Source organism: Streptococcus equinus, assembly GCF_049393805.1.
Classification (GTDB): domain Bacteria; phylum Bacillota; class Bacilli; order Lactobacillales; family Streptococcaceae; genus Streptococcus; species Streptococcus equinus.
This window is the reverse complement of record NZ_CP185763.1, coordinates 1,610,695-1,636,459: the sequence shown is the minus strand read 5'-3', so window position 1 is coordinate 1,636,459 and position 25,765 is coordinate 1,610,695. Positions and strand designations below refer to the sequence as shown.

The 25,765-nt window shown below is 38.3% G+C and carries 27 protein-coding genes and 1 riboswitch; of the genes, 2 read left to right on the top strand and 25 right to left on the bottom strand.

Annotation, left to right across the window (positions count from 1 at the left end; translation table 11 throughout):
• Positions 1 to 95: 95 nt before the first annotated feature.
• The 11 genes from ACN0NP_RS08165 to ACN0NP_RS08115 all read right to left on the bottom strand — a co-directional run bounded on the left by ACN0NP_RS08165 (position 96) and on the right by ACN0NP_RS08115 (position 10,366).
• Positions 96 to 512, bottom strand: coding sequence for a F0F1 ATP synthase subunit epsilon (locus tag ACN0NP_RS08165; RefSeq protein WP_021142000.1), 417 nt, complete (start codon positions 510 to 512; stop codon positions 96 to 98).
• 12 nt (positions 513 to 524) lie between these two features.
• A complete protein-coding gene (gene atpD, locus ACN0NP_RS08160) occupies positions 525 to 1,931 on the bottom strand; it encodes a F0F1 ATP synthase subunit beta (protein WP_024344335.1) in 1,407 nt (468 codons plus the stop codon).
• A 65-nt stretch (positions 1,932 to 1,996) separates the two neighbouring features.
• The gene (locus tag ACN0NP_RS08155) at positions 1,997 to 2,872 is read right to left on the bottom strand and encodes a F0F1 ATP synthase subunit gamma (RefSeq protein WP_004231084.1); all 876 of its coding nucleotides are present in this window, start codon (positions 2,870 to 2,872) and stop codon (positions 1,997 to 1,999) included.
• 14 nt (positions 2,873 to 2,886) lie between these two features.
• Positions 2,887 to 4,392, bottom strand: coding sequence for a F0F1 ATP synthase subunit alpha (gene atpA / locus ACN0NP_RS08150; RefSeq protein WP_021141997.1), 1,506 nt, complete (start codon positions 4,390 to 4,392; stop codon positions 2,887 to 2,889).
• A gap of 15 nt (positions 4,393 to 4,407) precedes the next feature.
• Positions 4,408 to 4,944, bottom strand: a complete 537-nt coding sequence (locus tag ACN0NP_RS08145; protein WP_024344333.1) for a F0F1 ATP synthase subunit delta — start codon at positions 4,942 to 4,944, stop codon at positions 4,408 to 4,410.
• Positions 4,944 to 5,441 (bottom strand): F0F1 ATP synthase subunit B, encoded by a 498-nt coding sequence (gene atpF / locus ACN0NP_RS08140; protein ID WP_021141995.1) that lies wholly within the window; start codon positions 5,439 to 5,441, stop codon positions 4,944 to 4,946. Before atpF ends, ACN0NP_RS08145 begins: the two co-directional genes overlap by 1 nt.
• A gap of 14 nt (positions 5,442 to 5,455) precedes the next feature.
• Positions 5,456 to 6,175, bottom strand: coding sequence for a F0F1 ATP synthase subunit A (gene atpB, locus ACN0NP_RS08135; protein WP_024344332.1), 720 nt, complete (start codon positions 6,173 to 6,175; stop codon positions 5,456 to 5,458).
• 37 nt (positions 6,176 to 6,212) lie between these two features.
• Positions 6,213 to 6,416 carry a F0F1 ATP synthase subunit C gene (locus ACN0NP_RS08130; RefSeq protein ID WP_021141992.1) on the bottom strand — a complete coding sequence of 68 codons (204 nt, stop codon included), beginning with the start codon at positions 6,414 to 6,416 and terminating at the stop codon, positions 6,213 to 6,215.
• A gap of 336 nt (positions 6,417 to 6,752) precedes the next feature.
• Entirely contained in the window at positions 6,753 to 7,778 is a 1,026-nt protein-coding gene (locus ACN0NP_RS08125) for a diacylglycerol kinase family lipid kinase (protein WP_024344330.1), read from the bottom strand.
• A gap of 16 nt (positions 7,779 to 7,794) precedes the next feature.
• Entirely contained in the window at positions 7,795 to 9,753 is a 1,959-nt protein-coding gene (ligA, locus tag ACN0NP_RS08120; RefSeq protein ID WP_021141989.1) for an NAD-dependent DNA ligase LigA, read from the bottom strand.
• A 103-nt stretch (positions 9,754 to 9,856) separates the two neighbouring features.
• Positions 9,857 to 10,366, bottom strand: a complete 510-nt coding sequence (locus ACN0NP_RS08115) for a QueT transporter family protein (RefSeq protein WP_021141988.1) — start codon at positions 10,364 to 10,366, stop codon at positions 9,857 to 9,859.
• 3 nt (positions 10,367 to 10,369) lie between these two features.
• A riboswitch (PreQ1 riboswitch) is annotated at positions 10,370 to 10,481 on the bottom strand.
• Positions 10,482 to 10,509: 28 nt separating this feature from the next.
• On the opposite strand from ACN0NP_RS08115, the gene ACN0NP_RS08110 reads away from it, so the two are divergent.
• On the top strand, positions 10,510 to 10,935 hold the full coding sequence (locus tag ACN0NP_RS08110; protein WP_024344328.1) for a GtrA family protein: 426 nt from the start codon (positions 10,510 to 10,512) through the stop codon (positions 10,933 to 10,935).
• A gap of 12 nt (positions 10,936 to 10,947) precedes the next feature.
• Here ACN0NP_RS08110 and ACN0NP_RS08105 read toward each other — a convergent pair whose 3' ends face one another.
• From ACN0NP_RS08105 to metK, 7 genes are all read right to left on the bottom strand, one after another.
• The gene (locus ACN0NP_RS08105) at positions 10,948 to 11,865 is read right to left on the bottom strand and encodes a YihY/virulence factor BrkB family protein (protein ID WP_074566175.1); all 918 of its coding nucleotides are present in this window, start codon (positions 11,863 to 11,865) and stop codon (positions 10,948 to 10,950) included.
• Positions 11,866 to 11,868: 3 nt separating this feature from the next.
• The gene (locus ACN0NP_RS08100) at positions 11,869 to 12,729 is read right to left on the bottom strand and encodes a methionyl aminopeptidase (RefSeq protein ID WP_134775075.1); all 861 of its coding nucleotides are present in this window, start codon (positions 12,727 to 12,729) and stop codon (positions 11,869 to 11,871) included.
• 125 nt (positions 12,730 to 12,854) lie between these two features.
• Positions 12,855 to 14,141, bottom strand: coding sequence for a CBS-HotDog domain-containing transcription factor SpxR (gene spxR / locus ACN0NP_RS08095; protein ID WP_027967994.1), 1,287 nt, complete (start codon positions 14,139 to 14,141; stop codon positions 12,855 to 12,857).
• Complete coding sequence (locus ACN0NP_RS08090; protein WP_074533893.1) at positions 14,134 to 14,688, bottom strand: GNAT family N-acetyltransferase; 555 nt, start codon at positions 14,686 to 14,688, stop codon at positions 14,134 to 14,136. Before ACN0NP_RS08090 ends, spxR begins: the two co-directional genes overlap by 8 nt.
• A gap of 88 nt (positions 14,689 to 14,776) precedes the next feature.
• Entirely contained in the window at positions 14,777 to 16,036 is a 1,260-nt protein-coding gene (locus ACN0NP_RS08085) for a UDP-N-acetylglucosamine 1-carboxyvinyltransferase (protein ID WP_024344324.1), read from the bottom strand.
• 282 nt (positions 16,037 to 16,318) lie between these two features.
• Positions 16,319 to 17,158, bottom strand: a complete 840-nt coding sequence (locus ACN0NP_RS08080; protein WP_423217132.1) for an AraC family transcriptional regulator — start codon at positions 17,156 to 17,158, stop codon at positions 16,319 to 16,321.
• 122 nt (positions 17,159 to 17,280) lie between these two features.
• Entirely contained in the window at positions 17,281 to 18,471 is a 1,191-nt protein-coding gene (gene metK, locus ACN0NP_RS08075) for a methionine adenosyltransferase (protein ID WP_021141977.1), read from the bottom strand.
• A 446-nt stretch (positions 18,472 to 18,917) separates the two neighbouring features.
• On the opposite strand from metK, the gene birA reads away from it, so the two are divergent.
• Positions 18,918 to 19,853 carry a bifunctional biotin--[acetyl-CoA-carboxylase] ligase/biotin operon repressor BirA gene (gene birA / locus ACN0NP_RS08070; RefSeq protein ID WP_423217131.1) on the top strand — a complete coding sequence of 312 codons (936 nt, stop codon included), beginning with the start codon at positions 18,918 to 18,920 and terminating at the stop codon, positions 19,851 to 19,853.
• On the opposite strand, the gene ACN0NP_RS08065 is transcribed toward birA, so the two are convergent.
• The 7 genes from ACN0NP_RS08065 to leuB all read right to left on the bottom strand — a co-directional run bounded on the left by ACN0NP_RS08065 (position 19,831) and on the right by leuB (position 25,734).
• Positions 19,831 to 20,025: a DUF3272 family protein gene (locus tag ACN0NP_RS08065; protein WP_024344321.1), complete on the bottom strand. Its 195-nt coding sequence runs from the start codon at positions 20,023 to 20,025 to the stop codon at positions 19,831 to 19,833. The genes birA and ACN0NP_RS08065 overlap by 23 nt on opposite strands.
• An 85-nt stretch (positions 20,026 to 20,110) precedes the next feature.
• Positions 20,111 to 21,790: a DNA polymerase III subunit gamma/tau gene (dnaX, locus tag ACN0NP_RS08060; RefSeq protein ID WP_423217130.1), complete on the bottom strand. Its 1,680-nt coding sequence runs from the start codon at positions 21,788 to 21,790 to the stop codon at positions 20,111 to 20,113.
• Positions 21,790 to 22,287, bottom strand: coding sequence for a GAF domain-containing protein (locus ACN0NP_RS08055; protein WP_027967989.1), 498 nt, complete (start codon positions 22,285 to 22,287; stop codon positions 21,790 to 21,792). The genes dnaX and ACN0NP_RS08055 overlap by 1 nt, the downstream gene beginning before the upstream one ends.
• A 119-nt stretch (positions 22,288 to 22,406) precedes the next feature.
• Entirely contained in the window at positions 22,407 to 22,997 is a 591-nt protein-coding gene (leuD, locus tag ACN0NP_RS08050; protein ID WP_004230992.1) for a 3-isopropylmalate dehydratase small subunit, read from the bottom strand.
• 12 nt (positions 22,998 to 23,009) lie between these two features.
• Complete coding sequence (gene leuC / locus ACN0NP_RS08045) at positions 23,010 to 24,398, bottom strand: 3-isopropylmalate dehydratase large subunit (protein ID WP_024344318.1); 1,389 nt, start codon at positions 24,396 to 24,398, stop codon at positions 23,010 to 23,012.
• A gap of 23 nt (positions 24,399 to 24,421) precedes the next feature.
• Positions 24,422 to 24,700 (bottom strand): DUF1294 domain-containing protein, encoded by a 279-nt coding sequence (locus ACN0NP_RS08040; protein WP_039690982.1) that lies wholly within the window; start codon positions 24,698 to 24,700, stop codon positions 24,422 to 24,424.
• Positions 24,697 to 25,734: a 3-isopropylmalate dehydrogenase gene (leuB, locus tag ACN0NP_RS08035; protein WP_423217129.1), complete on the bottom strand. Its 1,038-nt coding sequence runs from the start codon at positions 25,732 to 25,734 to the stop codon at positions 24,697 to 24,699. Before leuB ends, ACN0NP_RS08040 begins: the two co-directional genes overlap by 4 nt.
• Between the last annotated feature and the right edge of the window lie 31 nt (positions 25,735 to 25,765).

The window sequence follows — 25,765 nt, the reverse complement described above, 5'->3', positions numbered from 1 at the left end:
AATGTCAAACTTCTTTACACAGCGGCAATTAAATTGTAACAGAAAGTGCTTATGGAACAAAAAAGTCTGAGACAAAAATCTCAGACTTTCTTATATTATTTATTACCAACACTGATACGGTTCAAAGCACGACGAAGAGCAACTTGTGCACGACGTACTTCGTCGATATCGTGAGTACTTTGAGCTTGTTCCAATTTACGTTCTGCACGAAGTTTAGCACGTTCAGCACGGCTAACATCGATATCGCGTTCACGTTCTGCAGAGTCTGCAACAATTGTCACAAGATTATCTTTAATCTCAATAATACCACCGTTGATAGCTACCCAATCCACATGATTAGGATCATCAGTACGATGAATCTTCATTTCGTGGACAGTTAGCGGAGCAATGAGGTTAATGTGTTCTGGCAAAATCCCCATCTCACCATCCGGTGTTTTTACTGAAATAAAATTAGCATGGTGATCATAGCGAATACCATCTGGTGTTACTACCTGAACAGTCATATATGTCATGGTATCACCTCATTAGTAATTCATTTTCTTAGCTTTTTCAACTACATCCTCGATTGGACCTACGTTACGGAAAGCATCTTCTGGAAGATCATCATATTTACCTTCCAAGATTTCTTTGAATCCACGAACAGTTTCAGCAACTGGAACGTATGAACCAGGCATACCTGTAAATTGTTCAGCAACGTTGAAGTTTTGTGACAAGAAGAATTGGATACGACGAGCACGTCCAACCAATGTTTTTTCTTCGTCAGACAATTCATCCATACCAAGGATTGCAATGATATCTTGCAATTCACGGTAACGTTGAAGAACACGTTGAACTTCTGTTGCTACTTCATAGTGTTCTTGACCAACAATTTCTGGGGCAAGGGCACGTGAGCTTGAAGCAAGAGGGTCAACGGCTGGGTAGATACCCATTTGAGTCAACTTACGTTCAAGGTTGGTTGTTGAATCCAAGTGAGCGAATGCTGTTGCTGGCGCTGGGTCAGTGTAGTCATCGGCTGGTACGTAGATGGCTTGGATAGATGTAACAGAACCTTTTTTAGTTGATGTGATACGTTCTTGCAATTGACCCATTTCAGTAGCCAATGTTGGTTGGTAACCAACGGCAGATGGCATACGACCAAGAAGGGCTGATACTTCAGAACCTGCTTGAGTGAAACGGAAGATGTTATCGATGAAGAGAAGTACGTCTTGTCCTTCAACATCACGGAAGTATTCCGCAATTGTCAAACCAGTAAGGGCAACACGCATACGTGCTCCAGGTGGTTCATTCATTTGACCGAAGACCATGGCTGTTTTTTCGATAACACCAGATTCTTTCATTTCCCAGTAAAGGTCATTACCTTCACGTGTACGTTCCCCAACACCGGTAAATACTGAGATACCACCGTGTTCTTGGGCAATGTTGTGAATCAATTCTTGGATAAGAACGGTTTTACCAACACCGGCACCACCGAAAAGTCCGACTTTACCACCTTTAAGGTATGGGGCAAGAAGGTCAATAACTTTGATACCTGTTTCAAGGATTTCTGATGATGTTGATAATTCATCAAAAGCTGGTGCTTTTTTGTGGATTGGTTCGCGAGGTGCATCTTCTGCGAATGGTTCATCAAGGTCAATTGTATCACCAAGAACGTTGAACACACGACCCAAAGTTTCTTTACCAACTGGTACACTAATTGGACGACCAGTATCGAAAACTTCTAATCCACGTGTAAGCCCATCAGTTGATTCCATAGCGATAGTACGAACAAGACCGTCTCCAAGTTCAAGAGCAACTTCGAGCACGATTTTTTGAGATTTATCGCCATTTTTATAAACAATCAATGCATTATTAATCTCAGGTAATTTGTCACCAGCTGCAAACGCTACGTCGACAACTGGACCAACAACCTGAGCAATTTTGCCTGAGCTCATGTTTTTCTCCTTTTAGATTTTTTAGGGAGTCGCTCCCTTTTTTATGAGGCTAAAAAGCACTCACATTATTCTAGTGCGTTAGCACCTGCTACAATTTCAGTGATTTCTTGCGTAATAGCAGCTTGACGCGCACGGTTATACTGAATAGTCAAATCGTTAATAACGTTTTTAGCGTTATCAGTTGCTGTTTGCATAGCAGTCATACCTGCCGCATGCTCAGCAGTTTTCGCATCAACAATTGCTCCGTAGATCAGACTTTCAGTGTATTGTGGCAAGAGTTGTTCCAAAATCATCTCACGATTTGGTTCCAATTCAAAACCGGTAACACCTTCTTCTGCTGCTTCGTCAGCGTCTAATTCAGCGATTGGAAGCATTTGTTGTACACGAACTTGACTAGTCAAGCTATTCACATGGTGATTGTAACATACATATAATTCATCGAACAATTCGTTTTTATACATCTCAACAGATTTTGAAATGATATTTCCAACTTGTTCAAATGATGGCTGATCTTCCAAACCACGCAATTCAAAGACAACGTTCATACCACGGGCTTTAAAGAAATCAGCTCCAATACCACCAATGGCGATAATAGCATAGCTATCATCTTTGTGATATTCCTCAATAAGATCCATCATTGCTTTAAGGATTTTTGAGTTATAACCACCAACAAGTCCTTTATCAGATGTGATTACAATGTAACCAGTCTTTTTAACAGGACGTGCTGCAAGCATTGGATTTTTTGAACCATTAACAAGTTCTGATTTCAATAAGTCAGTTGTGATTTGACGAATTTTTGATGCGTAAACTTGGAAATCTTTTGCTGCCTGCTCAGATTTAGTCAATTTTGCAGCTGATACCATTTGCATGGCACCAGTGATATGACTAGTTTTCTGAGTTGAAATAATTTTCCCTTTGATTTCACTAAGAGAGCCTGCCATATGCTACCTCCCTCTTATTTGAATTCTGACTGATCTTTAAAGGCTTTGATAGCTGCATCTAAGACAGATTCTTCAGGTAAATCTTTTGTTGTACGGATAGTTTCAAAGATTGATTCGTAGTGTGCATCAAAGTAATCATACAAAGCTTCTTCGAATGCTAGGATGTCATTTACTGGCACATCATCCAAGAAACCATGAGTAAGTGCATAAAGAATCACAACTTGTTTTTCAACAGGAAGTGGTTTGTGAACAGGTTGTTTAAGCACTTCTACTGTACGACGTCCACGGTTAAGTTTAGCTTGAGTTGCAGCATCCAAGTCTGAACCAAATTGAGTGAAGGCTTCAAGTTCACGGTAAGAAGCCAAGTCAAGACGAAGTGTACCAGCAACTTTCTTCATTGCTTTGATTTGAGCTGAACCACCAACACGTGATACTGAAGAACCAGCATCGATCGCAGGACGAATACCTGAGTTGAAAAGATTTTCTTGCAAGAAGATTTGTCCGTCAGTGATTGAGATTACGTTAGTTGCGATGTAAGCTGAGATATCACCAGCTTGAGTTTCGATGAATGGAAGAGCTGTAATAGATCCACCACCAAGTGCATCAGAAACTTTCGCAGAGCGTTCAAGCAAGCGGCTGTGAAGATAGAAGACATCACCTGGGTAAGCTTCACGTCCTGGTGGACGACGAAGAAGAAGTGACAGTTCACGGTAAGCTACCGCTTGTTTTGATAGATCATCATAAACGATCAATACGTGTTTTCCGTTGTACATGAATTCTTCTGCCATTGCAACACCAGCATATGGAGCGATGTAAAGTAATGGAGAAGGTTGTGAAGCAGATGCTGTCACAACAATTGTGTAATCAAGGGCACCGTATTTACGAAGTGTTTCAACTTGTGTACGAACAGTTGATTCTTTTTGACCAATAGCAACATAGATACAAATCATATCTTGTCCTTTTTGGTTCAAAATTGCGTCAATCGCAACAGAAGTTTTACCTGTTTGACGGTCACCAATGATTAATTCACGTTGACCACGTCCAATTGGAACCAAAGCGTCAATCGCTTTAATACCTGTTTGGAGTGGTTCAGAAACTGATTTACGTTGCATAACGCCTGGTGCAGGTGTTTCCACTGGACGTGTAGCAGTTGTCTCGATATCGCCAAGACCATCTACTGGTTGACCAAGTGGGTTAACAACACGACCGATAAGAGCTTCACCTACTGGTACTTCCATGATTTTACCAGTACGTTTAACTTCATCACCTTCACGAATTGAAGAGAAATCTCCAAGAATGATGATACCTACGTCATTTGACTCAAGGTTTTGAGCCATACCGAAAGCACCATTTGAAAATTCAAGAAGTTCTCCACTCATGGCATTATCAAGACCACGAGCACGAGCGATACCATCACCGATATAAGTGACAACACCAGTTTCTGTGACGTCAAAATTTGGCTGGAAGTTTTCAATTTGCTTTTTAATTAAAGCGCTAATTTCTTGTGCATTAATTGCCAAAAGTCACACCACTTTCTATTTCAAATTCATTTTAAATTCTTGCAATTGACGGCGAATGCTTGTGTCAATTACTTGATTGTTAACATTGATGATAAATCCACCAAGGATTGATTCATCGATGTTTTCAACGAGTTTACCTGCTTGGACACCAAATTTTTCAGCTGCCAAAGCAAGGATACGTTCTTTTTGTTCATCAGTCAATGCTACCGCAGTCGTCACAACAATGTCGTGTTGATTAGTTGCAATAACAAAATCTTTCTGAACGCCTTCTAAGATGGCTTTCAAGAGCGCTTCTCGTTCATTTTGTAAAATTACCTCAAGAAAATTGTTCATGTAAACTGAACTAGACTCTTGAAGCAACCTAACAAGTTTTACTTTTTCATCACGTGAAACAACTAAACTTGACAAAGAGTCAGCTAAGTTTGTCTCTTCAAAAACAGACAACAAAGCTTCTGTTTCTGATTGGAGTTCAGCTAAACTGTCTTTTTCAATAGCAATTTCTACGAGACTTTTCGCATATTGCTCAACAAGAGCTTGTGTCTTTTTATCCATTAGGCATCTCCTAGCTTGTCAAGATAGCTATCAATGAGATTGCTTTGAGCTTCTTTGTCAAGATTTGCTGTCATGATTTTTTCTGCCAAAAGGACAGTTAAATCAGCGACATCACCTTTCACACTTGAAAGAGCTTCTGCTTTACTTTGTTCGATATCTTGATTAGCTTTAGCTTTCAAGCGACTAGCTTCTTCGCGTGCTTCAGCGACGATTTTAGCCTCTTGATTTTTACCAGTTTCTTTGGCATCATCAATAATTTGTGTTGCCTCAGTACGAGCGCCAGCTAACTCTTCTTGGCGTTTAGCAGCAAGAGCTTCTGCTTCTTTACGAGCTGCTTCTGCACCATCAATATCATTAGCAATTTTTTCTTCACGAGCGGCAAAGATCCCTGTCAATTGTTCCCAAGCAAAAAGTTTGATGAGAACCAACAAAAGGATCACTGAACCAGCAGTAATAATGATATTACCAATACTTGTACTATTGATTAGTGTTTCCATTGATTATTCCTTTCTTAAGATTCATCCTCATCTTCTGGGAGTTTTTCTGAAATATATTTAGATGACAAAATTGTGAATACGTACGCTTGAATGCATCCGATAAAGGCTGAGAAAGCAACCCAAGCCAAGTTAAGGGCAAAGGCAAATGGCGCAAAAATTAAGCTTTTTGTACCAAAGCCAACAATCAAAGCTGTAACAACTTCACCGGCATAGATATTACCAAATAAACGCAAAGCAAGTGACAAAAGATTTGTAAATTGCTCTAAAATGTTCATTGGAAGCATCATTGGAAATGGGCTTAAGTACCCTTTCAAGTATGCACCTACACCTTTTTTTCGTACACCTTCAAAATGGACAACAATCGCTATAATCAAAGATAGCGTGAAATCAACCATGAAAGTTGATGTTGGAGATGTCCAAAAGTTGTAGTTATCAGACTCCAATTTCACTACCAACCCAAGGTTGTTAGCAATCAGAATGAAAAAGAAAATCGTGAACATCAACAAGCTGTAGTTGGGAGTGTATTTCCCTAGATTAGGTTTAATCGTATTTTGTACAAACTCGTAGACGTACTCAATGAAATTCTGCTTTCCTTTAGGTTTCAAAGTCATTTTTCGAGTAGCCCAAAAAATGATACCGAAGGAAATAATCACCGTCAAGAGAGACATCGCTAAAATGGTTAAGTCAAACTCAATACCAAAGAACTGCGCTGTTGGATTTACAGATGTTTCCAACTCTATCCCTCCTTCTTTTTAATGTTCTAAGTTAGAATTATCCAACGAAGAATGTTGATGCAAGAAGGACGAAGAATGTACCTTCGATAAAGGCTACCCCAAGGAACATAATTGTTTGCAATTTGCTGAACATTTCAGGTTGACGTGCTGCAGATTTTGCAATATTGGCAACAAGGATACCTTCACCAAGACTAACTCCTAGTACGGCAAGACCAAGTGCTAAGATTTTTAAATTCAACATGATATGAATCTCCTTTTAAAATTTTTTACCTTGTTATTCTAGTCCTATTTTAGAAAATTGTCAACGAAATCACTGATTTAGGAAACGTTTTCCCAAACTATACTTAACCTCTGTTTAGTTTTTTTATTTTAAAAAAAGAGAAACGATATCATCCGCTTCTCTCTAGTATTTTTAGCCATAATTCACTAATAATTAATGGCGTTTTTTTCTAAAAAATGTGTAGAAAATGACTTAATTTGCCATCAAAGAACAAGATTTCTTTTAAAGGCTTACATGAACACTAAAAATGTGACAACTTTCTACTATAATATAGTTTACAATTTGAACATTTCAGAACTAATTATCCATTGAATCATCTAAATCTTCAACTTCATGCGCAAATTTTTGAGCGATAGCCTCTAAAGCAAGTTCCTCTTGGTCCCAAACTAGAGCATCATCAGAAATTTCATCAGTATTTGCAAAGAAAGTAATGTGATTTTTAAGGTTACGAAGTTTGATTGGGGCGTCACCGCCGTATTCACCGTCCAAATTAATCATCATTCTCTTATCAGATAATGGTTCAATTTCTAGAGAACCTGTCTTAATATATTCGATACGTTTGTCACCGATGTGCTTGCCACCATCAAGTACCAAGCGAATTAAGCGAAGAATTTCAATCAAGTTAGCTGTTTTAACCAAGATAAGAGTGAATTTACCGTCATCAAGTTTTGCATCAGGAGCAATTTGCTCAAAACCACCAACAGAGTTTGTGATGGCTGCAAAAATCATTGACACATCACCTTCGAAGACACCTTTATCGTGCTTGATGCGAACTGGAACTGTGCGGATACCTGGTAAAAGTTCTACACCTTTTGCTAAATAAGCTAAGTATCCAAACATTGTTTTCAATTGGCTTGGCACACTGTAAGTCAATTCAGTGAATGAACCTGCTGCTGCAATATTAATGAAGTAAGTATCCTCACGCGCTTGACCAATATCCATGTGAATCAACTGATTCTTACCAATGATTTTTGCTGCTTCAACTGGATTTCCACGCGGAATTTTCAGAGCACGCGCAAAATCATTTGTGGTACCTGTCGGGATAATCGCCATCTTTGGACGTTTTGGAAGCGGAGCAATTCCGTTAACCACTTCATTAATTGTTCCATCACCACCAGCAGCAATGACTAAATCAAAACCAGCTTTAGCAGCTCTAGCTGCTTCATCACGTGCAGAATTTTCTTCAGGAGTCGTTTGGAATGCTGAAGTTTCATATCCAAATCCTTCCAAAATATCTAGAACTTCTGCAACATTTTTCTTCATAATTTCCTGGCCAGAGGTCGGATTATAGATTAAACGTGCTCGTTTTTGTTTTTTGACCATTTTATTACCTCAAAAATTATAAACTTTCTAACCAAGCTTCATCACGGACTTCAATTCCAAGTGCTTGGGCTTTTGTCAATTTTGAACCTGCATCTGCTCCTGCAACGACAATATCTGTCTTTTTAGAAACACTTCCAGTGACTTTTGCTCCTAAATCTTGCAATTTTTCCTTCGCTTCATTACGTGTTAAGCGTTGCAATTTTCCGGTTAAAACAACTGTTAAGCCGGCTAATTGAGCATCTTTAGAGACTTTCTTTCCAAGATATGCAAAGTTAACACCCGCATTTTTCAATTCACTTAAAAGTTTTTCTGCTTCATCTTTAGCAAAATAGCTGCGCAATGATTTGGCAATGACAGTTCCAAGACCATCGATATTTGCAATAGCTTCTTCATCTGCTGCCACTAGATTTTCAATGCTTTCAAAAACTTCTAAAAGCTGACGACTGGCTTTAGCACCAACATGACGAATGCCTAAACCAAATAGCAATTTTTCAGCTGAATTAGACTTAGAGGTTTGGATAGCATCATAAAGCTTCTCAGCAGATTTTTCCTTGAAGCCATCAAGCGTTAATAAATCTTCAACACTTAATCGATAAATATCTGCAACATCATGAACCAAATCAGCCTTAAAGAGTTTCTTAACAATTGATGGACCAAGCCCTGTAATGTTCATTGCATCACGACTTGCAAAGTGAGTCAATCGTTCTTGAATCTGACTTGGGCAAAGTGGATTAATACAACGAAGCGCTACTTCATCCTCGTAATGAATCAGCTCGCTACCACAAGACGGACAAGCCTCAGGAATCGGCATCGGCACTTGCTTATCACGTTTGCTTTCAACAACGTGAAGCACCGCTGGAATAATATCTCCTGCTTTATAGACAATAACCGTGTCGCCAATACGAATATCTTTTTCAGCAATGTAATCAACATTGTGCAAGGTAGCACGGCTAACTGTAGTTCCCGCAAGTTGGACAGGAGTTAAATTCGCAGTTGGTGTTACAACACCTGTACGTCCAACTGTCCAGTCAACTGATAAGATCTCAGCTTCTTTTTCTTCTGCTGGGAATTTATAAGCGATTGCCCAACGTGGTGCTTTAACCGTAAAACCTAGTTCTTCTTGCATAGCCAAGCTATTGACCTTGATAACAATACCATCAATATCGTAGGCTAGTTCATCACGTTCAGCTGCTACTTCTTGGATAAATTTCCAAATATCATCCATAGATGATGTCGTGATACGTCTTGGATTAACCGAAAAACCGTAGCCTGCTAATTCTTCTAAAACATCATTTTGTGTTGTTTTGTCAGTTGACGCAACTTCTTGATAAAGGAAAGTTGCCAAATTTCGTTTTGCAACAACAGCTGTATTTAACTGACGTAAAGTCCCAGCTGCGGCATTACGAGGATTGGCAAATTCTGACTGACCACTTTCACGACGTTCTTCATTGATTTTATCAAATGATTTTCTTGGTAAATAAGCTTCGCCTCGAACTGTAATCGTCAACGGCTGCTCTAATTTATGTGGGATATCTTTGATACGCTTAACATTCTCAGTAATATTTTCACCAATAGAACCATCACCACGTGTAGCCCCAACTTGTAATTCACCATCAACGTAGACAAGTGATACCGATAAGCCATCAATCTTAAGCTCAGCCATGTAAGAGGCATTTGGAAATTCAGCCTTTACACGTCGGTCAAAGTCATCAAGTTCTTCACGTGAAAAAGCATCTTGAAGACTATAAAGCGGTGTTTCGTGCTGATATTTTTCAAAACCATCTAAAATAAGACCACCAACTGCCTGAGTCGGACTATCTGGCAAAACTAAATCTGGATTAGCCTTTTCAAGCTCTACCAATTCACGATAGAGCTTGTCATATTCACTATCAGAGACCGTTGGTTGGTCCTGGGTATAATACTCTTTTCTATACTGGTTGAGTTCATCAACCAACTTTTGAATACGTTCTTTCATACATACTATTTTAACACATCTAATTAAAAAAACTTCTCAAAAGCTTTGTTTTTTTAAAATTTCACAAGAAAAAAGCTCCCAACTTTGGAAGCTTTTCTATCTATTAAGCTGTCAACTCAATGCGTTTTCCTAATTTATCCATTACAAGTGAGCCAATTAGCAAGGAAGCAAATTCTCCTACAGCTGATGTGAACCAAGTCATCAAGAATGGCGCATTTGAAACCACATACAATTCTGCAGCGATAGTAAACATTGATGCTGCAAATAAAAGTGAAAAGTAAAAGAACGCTTTGTTAAACAAGCCGTTAAACAAATATTGGTCTTTATAACGGTCAAACAAGATAACACCTAAAGTCAAGAAAACAAATGTTTGACTGCCACCAACGATAACATCAATCAAACCAAAACTATAAAGATTAGCAATCATACATCCTAGTGTAATACCAGCAATATATTTTCGATTATAAAAAGCCAAAAATACAAGCATTTCTGACACTCGGAATTGGTATGCACCATAAGAAATAGCATTCAAAGGCGGTGTAACCGTTAAAACGACGTAAATTGCTGCAACAAGAGCAACCTGAGTAAAATCACGAATAGTGAATTTTTTCATTATAAATTCTTCTCCTTTAACGTTAGAAAGTTAGTCCCTTCTACGTTTCTAATATGCTTGGCGAAAGGGAAAAAGCGCCAAGGGTTGTAGAGACAACGCTTTAAAGTATAGCACAAATACTAAAAATTTGATATAGTAGTCCTATGAAAAAAATAATTACTAGCGAAGTTTTTAAATATCTATTTTTCGGAGTTCTGGCAACTATTGTCTACATGGGGACACGTTTAATCGTCTTCTCAATCGCTGAATCAGCAACTCTTTCTGCCGTTATCGCAAACGTTACAGCTATTGTATTTGCTTTCTTTACCAATGATTATTTTGTTTTCAACCAAGCTAGAAAAGGTTGGTTCAAACGTTTAATCAAGTTTGCTGTTGCTCGTCTATCAACACTGATTCTTGACTTAGTCTTAGCTTACCTTTTAGTGACAAAATTTCCACATATTATCGGACAATTTGTCGGTGACAATCTGTCGATGGTAAATGCTATCGAGACTCTCTTTGCTCAAGTTTTAGTCATCGTTTTAAATTACGTTCTCAGTAAATTACTTGTTTTTAAAGATAAAAAATAACACCCTTGGGTGTTATTTTTTTCCTCGTTGTGTCAAGATAGACAACAAATCGCCTCGACGGCTTTCCATTTTCCCTTGACGTACTTCTTGATAAGTCGCATTAAAGATAGCTCCTAAAATCAAGATATGTGCAAGAAAGATAAACCACAACATCAAAACAAAAATCACGACAGATCCAAACGTTTTAATGTCCACCATTCGTTCAAAAGTTCTCAAAATATAACTACTAAACAAGTTATTCAAGAACACAATAACAACGGATGTGAATATCGTCCCTGGTAAAATATAGCGTAGACGTTTGATTTTTACGTTAGGCAGAATAAAATACAGTAACATTAGCCCAATAACAATCGTTATAACTGTCACTGGCTGTGATAAATGCAATATAACAGTTGCCATCGTATCACTCAAATCATAATTCGAATTGATAATTTGCAAAACGACTTTTAAAAAAGTCGAAAATAGTAAAACGAAAGTTAGTAAGAAAAGAATCAAAAGACTCCCAATAACACCAACTAATCGGCCAATGACAACATCTCTGTGTTGCGCTACACCATATGCTTTATTAATTGCTTTTTGAAGAGAGGTCAACGATTTAGACATGGTCCAAAATGCCGTTAAAGTGGCAACTCCCAAAATACTACCTGAAGGTTTTGAAAAAATATCAATCGTAATAGCCGATACAGACGGATATAAATTTGTTGGCAAATTCTTTTTCATGAAAGCTAACAAAATATTAACATCAATATTCAGGTAAGGGAAAATATTTGCTGCGATAACAATCAGCGGGAAAGCTGTCAGCAACAAGTAGTAAGCAACTGCGATTGCCGATAAGTCAATTTCAGCACTACGATAGTGTTTTAAATAAACCTGCAGCGGTTGCCACTCTAGTTTAGACCATAATTTGTCTAAGAACTGCTTTCGCTTCATCTCTTAGTACGTTCTTTCTTCTCCTTGGCTTGTTAGAATTACAGGACCATCTTTTGTAATCACAAATTGGTGTTCGTATTGACATGATAAGCTACCATCAAGTGTTTTGTGAGCCCAGCCAGTTTTCATGTCAGTATCAATTTCCCAAGTTCCTGTAGTAATCATTGGTTCAACAGTGATAACCATACCTTCACGTAAGCGAAGACCACGACCTGCTCTACCATAGTGAGGAACCATTGGTTCTTCGTGCATTGTAGGACCAACACCATGACCTACTAGGTCACGAACAACACCGTATCCACGGCTTTCAGCATATTCTTGGATTGCTGCACCGATATCACCAATACGGTTTCCAACAACTGCCTTTTCAATACCGATATAAAGACACTCTTTGGTTACATCCATAAGGTCTTTTACTTCTTGTGACACTTCACCAACAGCGTATGCCCAACATGAGTCAGCCAATCCGCCAGTGTATGATTCAGTGTATTTTTTAACTTGTTCAACATTGTCAAAGTTCAATTTTGATACGTCAACAACTGATTTATCAAGTGGTTCAGACAAAACAGTATCAACTTTAAGCAAATCGCCTTCTTTTAAGATGTAGTGACGTGGAAATGCGTGTGCAACTTCATCATTTAAACTACAACAAACAGCGTATGGATAGTCCATGATAGAGCCATCGACACCGATTTGAAGTGGAAGAACATTTTCTTCTTTACAACGACGGCGAACATATTCTTCAACTTCCCACATATCAACGCCTGGTTTGATAAGGTCGCGAAGACCGATGTGAATAGAAGCAAGGAAATCCCCTGCACGGTCCATTGCTTCGATTTCACGAGCTGATTTTAATGTAATCATATAAATGTATACTCCTATAATAATATCTATAAAAAGTGTATTGGTAACCTTAATTATACACTGATAGTTACTAAACTGTCAAAAATGTCACGTGTTTGACACTTTATTTCTATAAGATATGGAAATTAATAGTTAATTTTTGTTGTTACCAAGGCTTTGGCAACGATTTGGTCGTCTAAAAGAATTTCAAAATCAATCACCGAACTACGACGTTTTTCAGTAATAATCCTTGGTTGAATAACCAAGCGGTCATCAATCTGAACAGCTTGTAAAAAGTAAAGCATCAATTGCTCAATAATAATGTTCTTTTGATGTTTTTTAGTTAAAACACGAACACTGATTTCTTTGATAAATTCAGTTAAAACACCTTGAGCAAAATTTCCTGCGTGGTCAATCATCGCAGGCTCAACGACAAATTGATAGACACCATCTTCATGCTTCAAATTTGACAACATCTGCTCACTGTATGTATAAAGACTAGAGTGTTGCAAATTTTGCAAGTTCTCAACAGCTTGACGTCGTGTAATCACACCTAGTAAAGTCAAGTCATCTGCCACAACAGGTAACATATTAAGGTCTTCAAAAATCATCTTTTGACTGATATTAGCAAGACTGGCTTGAGGTTTTGCGACAATCAAATTACGAGACATGATGCTTTTTATGTCAACACTATTTTCTTGACCGACCACATCAAGCATACTAACAACACCAATAACAATATTTTTGTTATTAACAACAGGAAAACGAACATTTTTGGTTTGCTTCATCAAGGTATTGAAATCACGAATCGTATCACCTTCACGCAGGAAACCGTATTCTGCTTTCACTTGATAAACTTGATCAACTGTTGTTAAATCCGTTTTGATTCGGACGTTTGATAAAGCGTGATTAATCATCGTCGCAACGGTAAATGTGTCGTAGTTAGTCACCATGACAGGGATTCCGAGTTCATCTGCTAAGCGAATAACGGCTTCTGACACAGAAAAACCACCCGTAACCAAAATGGCATTGTGATTTTCAAGCGCCAGCAATTGAATATTTTCACGGTCTCCGACAATTAACAAGCCACCTTTAACTAGGTAACGTGAAATATTTTCCTGAGTCATGGCACCGATAGAAAACTTGCTAAACTCTCGTGTTAGCCCTGATTTTCCAGCTAACACTTCAGAATCACTGATTCTAGCAATTTCAGAATAAGTCAATCGTTCAATACGAACAGTAGCTTTCTTTTCAATTCTGACCGTACCACTTCTCGGTCTTGTCTCAACAATTCCTCTATTTTCAGCCTCTTTAATTGCACGGTAAGCTGTACCATCACTAACATTCAAATGGTTAGAAATACTACGCACACTCACGCGCTTTCCAACAGCTAGATTTTCAAGATACTCTAATATTTTCTGATGTTTACTCATAACGATAGTCACCTTTTTTCAACTGATAATCGACATAATCACGCATCTTTCGAGTGTATCGATCACTTCCCTTAAATTGATGTTTCAAGGTAAAACCTGATTTCTGCGCAACTCGCTGACTAGCAAGATTTTCTGCGTGAGCAATAACATGCAGCTCTTTTAAGCCAATTTCTTGGAAACTCAAAAAAGCAATTGTCTTTAAACACTCAGTCATCAAACCATTTCCCCAGAATGCTTGATTTATAAAATAACCAATCTCCGCAGACGAATGATTGACATCAATTTTTTCAAAACGTATACAGCCAATCATTTTACGAGTTTTTTTATCTTCAATCGCCCACACTCCAAGTGGTTCTTTCATAAAATAATGAACCATGAGAAAATCACTTTCCTCACGTGTCGCACGGCTAGGAAAAATAAAACGAAGATTGTCTGGATTATGACAAATCTCAAAAAAATCCTGACTATCCGTATATGCAAAAGGACGTAAATACATGCGTTCTGTCTCAACAAAAGCATAACGTCCTAAACGCGTCCAAATATCCATAATTCTATTATAACATACGATGTCAAAAAATGAATCGTTGCACTTTAGCGTAAAAAAGGCAAAAGAAAAAGCCTTCACAGGCTTCTTCTTATTCTTCGATTAATTTAATATCAGCACCAAGAGCTGTTAATTTTTCGATAATATTTGAGTAACCACGTAAGATAAACTCAACATTAGTAATCTCTGTTGTTCCTTCAGCCATCAAACCTGCTGTTACAAGTGCAGCACCTGCACGCAAGTCTGAGGCTTTAACTGGAGCACCGGTTAATTTATTAGGGCCTTGGTAAGCAATACGACCACCAACAATAGAAATGTCAGCACCCATACGAACCAATTCGGCAACGTGGTTAGTACGTTTTTCGTAAATAGTATCTAAGATAGTTCCGCGACCTTCAGCTGTCAATAACAATGGAGTGATAGGCTGTTGCAAGTCAGTTGCAAAACCAGGATATGGTGATGTTTTAACTGACACAGCTTTTAGACCTGATTGTTTTTCAACAAAGATGGCATCTTCTTCGACTGTCATACGAACACCCATCTCTTCAAGTTTAGCAATATAGCTCTCTAAGTGTTCATAAAGAACATTAGTAACGCGAACACCTTCACCAATCGCTGCCGCCATAGCAATGTAAGTACCTGCTTCAATACGGTCTGGAATAACTTGATGACGTGTTCCGTGAAGACTCTCAACACCTTCAATTGTGATAACATCAGTACCTGCACCACGAATGTGAGCACCCATGTTATTCAACAAAGTAGCTACATCGATGATTTCTGGTTCACGAGCTGCATTTTCAATGATTGTACGACCATTTGCTTTTGTCGCAGCAAGCATGGTATTGATTGTCGCACCAACACTAACAGTATCCATGTAGATGTGAGCACCATGAATTGGTTGACCATCTGTTGCCAAGCGCATTGCTTCGCCTTCATAAGATACACTTGCACCCATAGCTTCAAAAGCTTTCAAGTGGAGGTCAATCGGACGAGGTCCAAGGTCACATCCACCAGGAAGCCCTACAGTTGCTTCGCCAAAACGGCTAAGAAGACTACCATAAAAATAGTAAGAAGCACGCAAGCTATTGATTTTTCCATATGGCATTGGTTGATTTTTAACACCACGTGGGTCAATTTCAAGCGTTTCGCCTTCTCTCTTAATCTTAGCTCCCATCACTTCCATAATCTCGATTAAACTATCAACATCGGAAATGGCAGGAACGCCATCCAAAATAACAATATCATCAGATAGAATAGCTGCTGGAATCAAAGCCACAACACTATTCTTAGCACCTGAAATAGCAACCTCTCCCTTTAAAGGTTTGCCACCATTAATAACAATTTTACGCATACATTCAAAACTTTCTGCTAGAATTCAACCTTTTCATTTTATCATAGATTATTCAATTTTACAAACAGATTACGAAGAATATTTTGACAATTTGTAAAGGTTTTGTAATATTTCCTCTCGTTTTAATAGTATATCATAAAACTTCTATTTTGAATCCTCAAATTTCATTTTTAAAATGTCATATTAACCGCTTTATAATGACCATTCCATTGCAAATGTAACAGGACGAAGGAATTATGTTAAAAATCGCTGCACCGACGGTACAACGATTTATATTTTATATCACTTCTCTTTTATAATTGGTATCCATAAGGCCATTTCATAATCATCAGCGTGTATATTACCTTCTTTATAAACTTCAAAATCTGGGGCACCTGAATGTCTATAGCCGTTTTCTGGAAAGAACACCTCGAGAACGTATTTCCAAGCTTCATGAATAGAATCAGGAACATTTCCTTTCACTGGCACAACAGCATATTCTGCCTCATCCACCTCCAAAACATCTAATCCTAATTCTTGCGCCACTTTTTTATCAGCTACATCATAGCCAGCTAAATAATTAACTCTTGTATTTTCAATGGTCTCTGAGCAAACTCCAATCATGGTTGCATTGCCCAGTTTTTTTAGACTATCACAGTCATAAGTAGCATACAACTTGTCCCAAACTTTCGGGCAATCTTTGCTTCCAATACCAGAAGCCAACACACCAGCAACAGCAAAAGCTTGTTTTTTCTCAATCGTAATGTTCATATCTCGTCCTCCCATTACTTTTAAAGATAGCTGTAATCTTGGAAAGACTTTATAAGTCATCCCTCGACGAACTTCAGAAGGTGTTACACCATGAAATTTTTTAAAAGCTGCACTAAAACTATCCGCTGAATCATAACCATATTTTATAGCTATATCAACAATTTTTTGAGATGTTGTTTTCAAATCATTAACTGCTTCAGATAATCTACGTTTGCGTATATACTCTGACAAAGTCATCTCAGCTAAGATAGAAAACAAACGAGAAAACATTAAATATGAATACCCTGAAAGTTGTTGAATTTTCTTCTTATCAATTCCAGAATCAAGTACACTTTCAATGTAAATCATTGTCTGATTAAAACGATAAATCATTTCAAGCACCTCCCTATCTATATATAGTTTATCAAAAGAAAGACAAAGGTTCCCTAGAATCTTTGAACAAATTTTATGGGATTTAAAAAATCGCTGCACCGAAGGTACAACGATTTATATTTTTATTTTACTGCTTCTTTCAAAGCATCTACTTTATCAAGTTTTTCCCATGGAAGGTCAATATCTGTACGTCCCATGTGTCCATATGCAGCTGTTTGACGGTAAATTGGGCGTTTCAAATCAAGCATTTTAATGATACCAGCTGGACGAAGGTCAAAGACTTCACGAACAGCTGCTTCCAATTTACTTTCTGCTACAGTGTTTGTGCCAAATGTATCAACACGAACTGAAACTGGGTGTGCTACACCGATAGCGTAAGCCAATTGTACTTCTGCTTTAGTTGCAAAACCAGCAGCGACAATATTTTTAGCGATGTAACGTGCAGCATATGATGCAGAACGGTCAACTTTTGTAGCATCTTTACCAGAGAAAGCACCACCACCGTGACGTGCATAACCACCGTAAGTATCAACGATAATCTTACGACCAGTCAAACCAGAATCCCCTTGAGGACCACCGATTACGAAACGACCAGTTGGGTTGATAAAGAATTTTGTCTTATCATCAAGATATTTTTCTGGAATAACAGCTTTGATGACTTTTTCAATCACATCGTTGTGAATTTGTTCGTTTGTTGCTTCTGGGTCATGTTGAGTTGAGATAACGACAGTATCTACACGAACTGGTTTGTCATTTTCGTCATATTCAACAGTTACCTGAGATTTAGCATCTGGGCGAAGATATGAAATTTCACCTGATTTACGCAAATCTGCCAATTTTTTAACCAATTTGTGAGAAAGTGAAATTGGTAGTGGCATCAACTCAGGTGTTTCATTGACTGCAAAACCGAACATCAAACCTTGGTCACCAGCACCAATCAAATCAAGTGGATCTTGGTCTGCGTTACCACGGACTTCCAAAGCTTCGTTAACCCCTTGTGCAATATCAGGTGATTGTTCAACCAATGATGGATGAACCCCAACTGATTCAGCAGCAAAGCCATACTCAGCATTTGTATAACCGATTTCTGCGATCGTATCGCGAACAATGCGGTTAATATCAACATATGCTGTAGTTGAAATTTCACCAAAAACATGGACTGATCCAGTGTATACAGCAGTTTCTGCTGCAACGTGCGCATCAGGATCTTGTTCCAACACAGCATCTAAAATAGCATCTGAAATTTGGTCTGCAATCTTATCTGGATGCCCCTCAGAAACAGATTCAGACGTGAAAAGTTTACGTTCTGACATAAAAATGTCCCCCCTTAAAAATTTTAAAAATTGCTTATTACGTTACCATAAAAAGCATTTTGTTAAAAATTCCATAGTTTCTTCCCAAATCAACTTACTTAGCCTATCACGAAGATTCCATAGGATTTTCATTGTTTTATGAATGACTTTACTCATCAAAAAACAAAGAGAGTTACAAAGTACCAATCTGCATCTTCCCAATAGGAGATGGCGCGATTAATGGCGAGTTAGTCAAGGCAGCAAAATCGCAGATAACACTGAAGTCTATCAAGATAGGCTAACGAAGAGTAACACGTTATAAACCGCCAGATTGTCTTATCGGGACTCATTAACTAGAATATTGTACCACGTTTCATCACAAATGCCTATAGTAAATTTCTTACCATTTTGTAACAAATTCACTTTTAACTAAGAAGATTTAGAAAAAATATATTATACTAATAGTTATGAAAACCTACGAAAAAATCTACGACTATCTTCAAAACAAAGACGATTATATCAGCGGAGAAACTCTCGCCAAAGAATTCGAACTTTCTCGCACAGCGATTTGGAAAGCAATCAAAACTTTAGAAGAAAAGGGAATCAAAATTGACTCTGTTAAAAAACGTGGCTATAAAATTATCTCAGGCGACCTTCTGCTTCCCGAAGTCATTGCTAAAGAGCTTAAAATTCCAGTTACTATCAACGAAAAAAGTGAATCAACTCAGCTTGATGCTAAGAATAACATGGAATTTGACAAACAATCTCACCTTTACCTTGCCCCTAGCCAAGAAAAGGCAAAAGGACGTTTTGGCAGACAGTTTTTTGCTTCAAAACAAGGAGGCATTTACATGTCTCTCCACCTTAAACCAAATGTACCTTTTGAAGAAATCAAGCCATACACTCTTATGGTTGCTTCAAGTATTGTAAAAGCTATTTCTCGCTTGACAGGTATTGAAACAGACATCAAATGGGTTAACGATATTTATTACAATGGTAAAAAAATTGCTGGTATTCTAACTGAGGCAATCTCATCAGTTGAAACCGGGCTTATTACAGATGTTATCATCGGTGTCGGTATCAATTTTTATATCACTGATTTTCCAAAAGCTATTTCGCAAAAAGCTGGTTCACTCTTTTCATCCCAACCAACTATCACGCGCAATGAACTGATTACAGAAATTTGGAAACTTTTCTTGACGATTCCAGAAAAAGATTTGGTAAAAGTCTACAAAGAAAAATCACTCGTTTTGAACAAACAAGTGACTTTCAGCGAAAATGATATCGAATTTTCAGGACTTGCCATCGACATTACCAATCAAGGGCACCTGCTAGTTAAACTTGACAATGGTCAAGAAAAATTATTACGCAGTGGTGAAATTAGTCTTTCTTCTTGGGAGTAGATGTCAAGGTTTGAAGCAATTTATCAAGTGTGTAGACACGTTGAATATCGCGCAACAACAACAAACCCCAAAAGATAGCAAAGAAATAATCACCATCTAATATACATTCATTAAAAAAATAAGTCTCAAAGGCACATACCAATGCCATTAATAAAAAACGTCTTATAGTCATAGGTTTATTATAACATAGTTAGTTATTTTTATCAGATAATATCATTATTTTAAAACACAAGAGGTATTCAAATGAATACCTCTTTTTAGTCTTCGATTTTGTTAATCTTGTCTGCTAGAAAATCAAATCCCTCTGGAATGAAAGAATCATCTTTTACTTCTTCTTGGGCTGGGGTTTGTTTTTTCTTTTTCAGACTTTGAGCAAATTCTGTACGAATGCTGTTGAAATCTTTACGAGGAACTGCCAAAATATTCGGTGAAAAACCTGCAGCCTTACTCATGATATTTCCAAACATGTCATTAAGATCAGTTCGTTTCATGGCTTGCTCTGCATTAAAAGCAGCATCAAAAGCTAAAATAGCATTCTCACTGTTTGCAAGAACAGGCTCCGATCCAAGCAACAAGGCACGGTCTTGAGCAGAGATGCTATCCAAGATTTCGTTCCAAGCACCTTTAAGCGCTTCAAGATACTCGCGCGATTTTTGACTATCAACGATTGTTTCTTGCATGATGGTCAAAATCTTCGTGCGATCAACCTTGTACTGATAACTTGAGTTTGATTTTTGTCGTTTGGTTGATTTTTGAGAAATAGCTGAGCTATCAAGATTAGCTAACTGTTCTTTCAAATCTTTGATTTCTACTTTAAGTCTTGCCAACTCATCTGATAAACCTTCTGGCACTTGAGCACTTACAACTGGCTTACCAGACTCAGATAGTTGAATTGCAAGCATTTCAGCGTAGATTTTAGGTTGAACACCATTTTTGATTTCAGGTAAAATCTTAGTCACCAGATTAATCATTTCAAAAATTCGATCCTGCTGAACGCCTGATAAATTTTCTTGGAAGGCTTGGCTGGTGTGAGTATTTTCACCACCGCTTTGAACAACCAACAAATCACGAAGATAATTCAATAAATCCGTCGCAAAGCGACTCATACTCTTACCACTGTCAAAAATCGTTTCCAGATTTTCCAAAGCCTTGCTTGTTTCTTGCGCCAAAACATTTGCCACAAAATCATCCAAAGCAGCCATTGAAATACTGCCTGTAATTTCTTCAGCAATCGCAAGCGAGACATGATTGTCAGTTGTTAAGCTGAGAGCTTGATCGAGGATTGATAGCGCATCACGCATACCACCTTCTGCACGACGCGCAATAAGTGTTAGAGCGTCTTCGTCATAAGAGATACCTTCTTTATCAAGAATGTGACCCAAATGCTCACGAATTGCTGCTAGCTTAATTGCCTTAAACTCAAAACGTTGAACACGAGAAAGAATTGTTGCTGGAATTTTGTGCAACTCTGTCGTTGCTAAAATAAAGACAACATTTGCAGTCGGTTCTTCTAGAGTTTTCAAAAGCGCATTAAAAGCTCCAGTCGACAACATGTGCACTTCATCGATGATATAAACTTTGTAAGTCGCACGACTTGGTGCGTAAGTTGATTTATCACGGATGTCACGAATTTCATCAACACCATTGTTTGAAGCAGCATCGATTTCAATGACATCTTCAAGACTACCATTTGTAATATCACGACAGATATCACACTGGTTACAAGGTTCACCATTGACTTGGTGAGGACAGTTCATTGCCTTTGCAAAAATTTTAGCGGCACTGGTTTTACCCGTACCTCGTGGACCTGAAAACAAATAGGCGTGACTAATTTTTCCAGAAGACACTGCTTGTTTCAGAGTCGTTGAAATAACCGTTTGCCCGACCATTTCATCAAAGGTCTGACTACGGTACTTTCGATAAAGGGCTTGATACATTATTTTTCAACTCCAAACATATCTAGATTCCAATATGATTTTTCGATAAGTACAGCCACAAATTTTTCAAGATATTCTTGGTCAATCGCATCATAGTCATCTGTCAAGCGTGAATCTAGGTCTAAGACACCAACTAATTTTCCATCTTTAACCATTGGCACTACAATTTCACTCATGGCAGCTGAATCACAAGCGATATAGTTTGCGTGTTTTGTAACGTCAGCGACAATCATTGTTTCACGATTTTGAGCTGATTCACCGCATACACCCTTACCAAGTTTGATGTGAACACAAGATACCCCACCTTGAAATGGTCCAAGAAGCAATTCTTCACCATTGAAAAGGTAAAAGCCAGTAAAAACAGAATTTGGCAAGGTCATCTTCAAAAGTGCGCTAGCATTCGAAAGGTTTGACAACAAGTTTTTTTCGTTAGCAAATAAAGCATTTGCTTGCGCTAACATGATTTCATAATTCTCAATTTTCTTAGTATTTTCCATAAGGTTAATTATATCAAAAAAATGAGGCAACGTCATTTGTCTTGAAAGCTAATTCACTAAAAAATCTGAGACAATTTTATCCCAGATTTTTTATATGATTAAATGACTGCGACAATCTATTATTGCCAATAACTTGGACGATTTTTCTCGTACGTTGAAATCAAGTCTTCATACTGAAGAGTGATGCCAATATCATCCAGACCTAGAACTAACTTACGTTTCCACTCACCATCAATATCAAATGGAAATTCACCTGCTGAAGATTTGATAACTTGATTTGGTAAATCAATAGTAATTTCTTCACCTGCAGGAAGTGCCGCTAGTTTCTGACGAACTTCCAGCGGCTGAACAATCGGAAGCATCCCATTTTTCAACTCATTGTTATAATGAATATCTGAAAATGAACCTGCAATCACACAACGAAAGCCATAGTCTTCCAGCGCCCAAGCAGCGTGTTCGCGTGATGACCCTGAACCAAAATTATCACCTGAAATCAAGATTGTGGCATCTCTGTACTCAGGTTTATTAAAGATAAAATCTGGATTTTCATCGTAATTATCATTCAAATAACGCCACTCGAACAAAAGATTTTTCCCAAACCCTTTTTTGTCAACTGCCTTTAAAAATTGCTTGGGAATAAGCTGATCAGTATCAATGTTATCATTCATCAAAGGAACAGATTTCCCGGTATAAACTGTAAATTTTTCCATCATTTCTCTCCTTTACTGAATTTCTGATAGTTGACGCACATCGACAAATTTTCCGGCAATCGCTGCCGCCGCCGCCATGGCTGGACTACAAAGGTGAGTACGAGCTCCAAATCCTTGGCGACCTTCAAAATTACGATTACTTGTTGAAGCACAATGAACACCTTCTGGTACATGGTCTGGATTCATACCAAGACACATTGAGCAACCAGGCTCACGCCACTCAAAACCAGCATCCGTGAAAATTTTATCAAGTCCAAGACGCTCTGCTTCTTTCTTAACTGGACGAGACCCTGGCACGACAATTGCTGTCAATTTTGGCGAGATATGTTTTCCTTTAACAATCTTCGCCGCCAATTGAAGATCTGACAATCGAGCATTGGTACAAGAACCGATGAAGACATAACCAAGGTCGATATCTTCAGCTTTATCACCAGGTTTAATGTCCATGTAGTGATAAGCACGTTCATCATTCATGTCTTTAATTTCTGGGAATGGTTGACCAAATTCAACGCCCATTTCAGGGTTGGTTCCCCAAGTCACCATTGGCGCCAGTTCCGATACGTCGATAGTGATGACTTTGTCGTATTTGGCATCAGGGTCAGAAACTAACGTCTTCCAGTCTTCTACTGCTTGGTCAAATTTCTCACCTTTAGGTGCTGCTTCACGACCTTTAACATAATCAAATGTTTTTTGGTCTGGGTTCATCAAGCCCATTTTTGCCCCAAATTCGATAGACATATTAGCAATGGTCATACGCTCATCCATTGAAAGAGCATCAATAGCTTCACCACAATATTCGACCGCATATCCGACACCAGCATCAACACCGTATTTGGCAATCAAAGCAAGGATAAAGTCTTTTGAATACACACCTTTTTGTGGTTTCCCAACAAATTCAACTTTCATTTTTTTAGGTTTCACTTGCCAGATACATTGTGTCGCAAACACATGCTCAACTTCTGAAGTACCGATACCAAAGGCAATCGCCCCAAAAGCACCGTGTGTTGCTGTATGGCTGTCCCCGCAGACAATAAATTTTCCAGGTTGACTGCGTCCTGTTTCTGGACCAACCATATGAACAATTCCTTGACGCTCAGTCCCATGCGTTGCAGCATCAATGCCAAATTCTTCGACATTTCTAGCAAGCGTATCAATTTGATTTTTAGAAATCAAATCACGGATATTAAAAATATCTACCGTCGGCACATTGTGGTCTGTTGTACCAAATGTTAACTCAGGTCGACGTACCTTTCGTCCAGCATCACGAAGGCCTTGAAAGGCTTGTGGACTTGTCACTTCATGAATATAATGCTGGTCAACATACATAAGCTGAGGTTCGCCTTCTTCACCTGTAATCACATGACGCTCCCAAAGCTTATCAAAAATCGATTTTCCGCTCATATTTTCCTCCACTGTCCTTGTCATCATTTCCACATCATGAAACACCAATAGGCAAAAACAACATTGATGATAATTCCAAGATACCAACAAGCTCTAAAATACCATTTTAAGGTTTTATGATGGAAAAAATTACCGCCCAGAAAAGCACCTAAACCGCCAAATAAGATGCTCTCCCATAATAAGGTTTTCTCTGGAATTCGCCATTTTCCCTTGATAGCCTTAATCTTATCAACACCATATGTGATAAAGACAAAAACATTCCATAAAATGAAAACAAAGACGACATACTGTTTTATACTCATAGATTTGCAATAATGGCTGCTGTCATTTCAGCTGTAGTTGCCTGACCTCCTAAATCTCGTGTCAAAATGCCTTGGTTAAAAGTCTTATCAACTGCTTCTTCAATCATTTCAGCACCAGCTAATTCTCCAAAACTTTCACGAAGCATCATCGCTACAGACAAAATCATGCTGACTGGGTTTGCAATGCCTTTTCCAGCAATATCTGGGGCAGAACCATGGATAGGCTCATAAAGGCTTGGACCATTTTCTGAATGGCTAGCCGATGGCATCACACCAAGCGTACCAGGAAGGACACTTGACTCATCTGACAAAATATCACCGAATAAGTTCTCAGTGACGATAACATCAAAACGAGCTGGGTTAGTGATCATAATCATAGCCGCGCTATCAACCAATTGATGCTCCAAAGTCACATCAGGAAATTCTAGAGCAACTTCTTCAGCAACTTTACGCCATAATTTTGACGTTGCCAAAACATTTTGTTTATCGATGCTAGTGACTTTCTTGTCACGGACTTGGGCTAGTTCAAAAGCTTTACGGATGATACGACGGATTTCTTGGGCCGAATAATCGTTGATGTCACGCGCAGCTTCATCTTCTAATTTGTGTTCACCAAAATAAATGCCTCCTGTCAATTCACGCACTACCACAAAATCGACACCTTCAATGCGTTCAGGTTTTAATGGTGACAAGTGTTTTAGCGCATCAAAAATTCGAACAGGACGAATATTGGCAAAAAGATTCAATTCTTTACGGATGGCAAGAAGACCTTGTTCTGGTCGAACTGTCGCATTGTCATATTTTGGTCCACCGATTGCTGCCAACAAAATAGCATCCGCTGCTTTAGCAGCATCTAAAGTGTCTTTTGGCAGAGGATGCCCACTAGCATCAATTCCCGCACCACCAAAAGGTTTAGCATCAATATCATAATCAAAACCAATTTTATTAGCGACAGCTTCGAGAACTTCAAGACCTGCTGCCATAATCTCTGGACCAATTCCGTCTCCTGCTAACGTTACAATTTTTTTAGTCATCTTTATCCCTTGCGTGAAATAGTCAAATTCT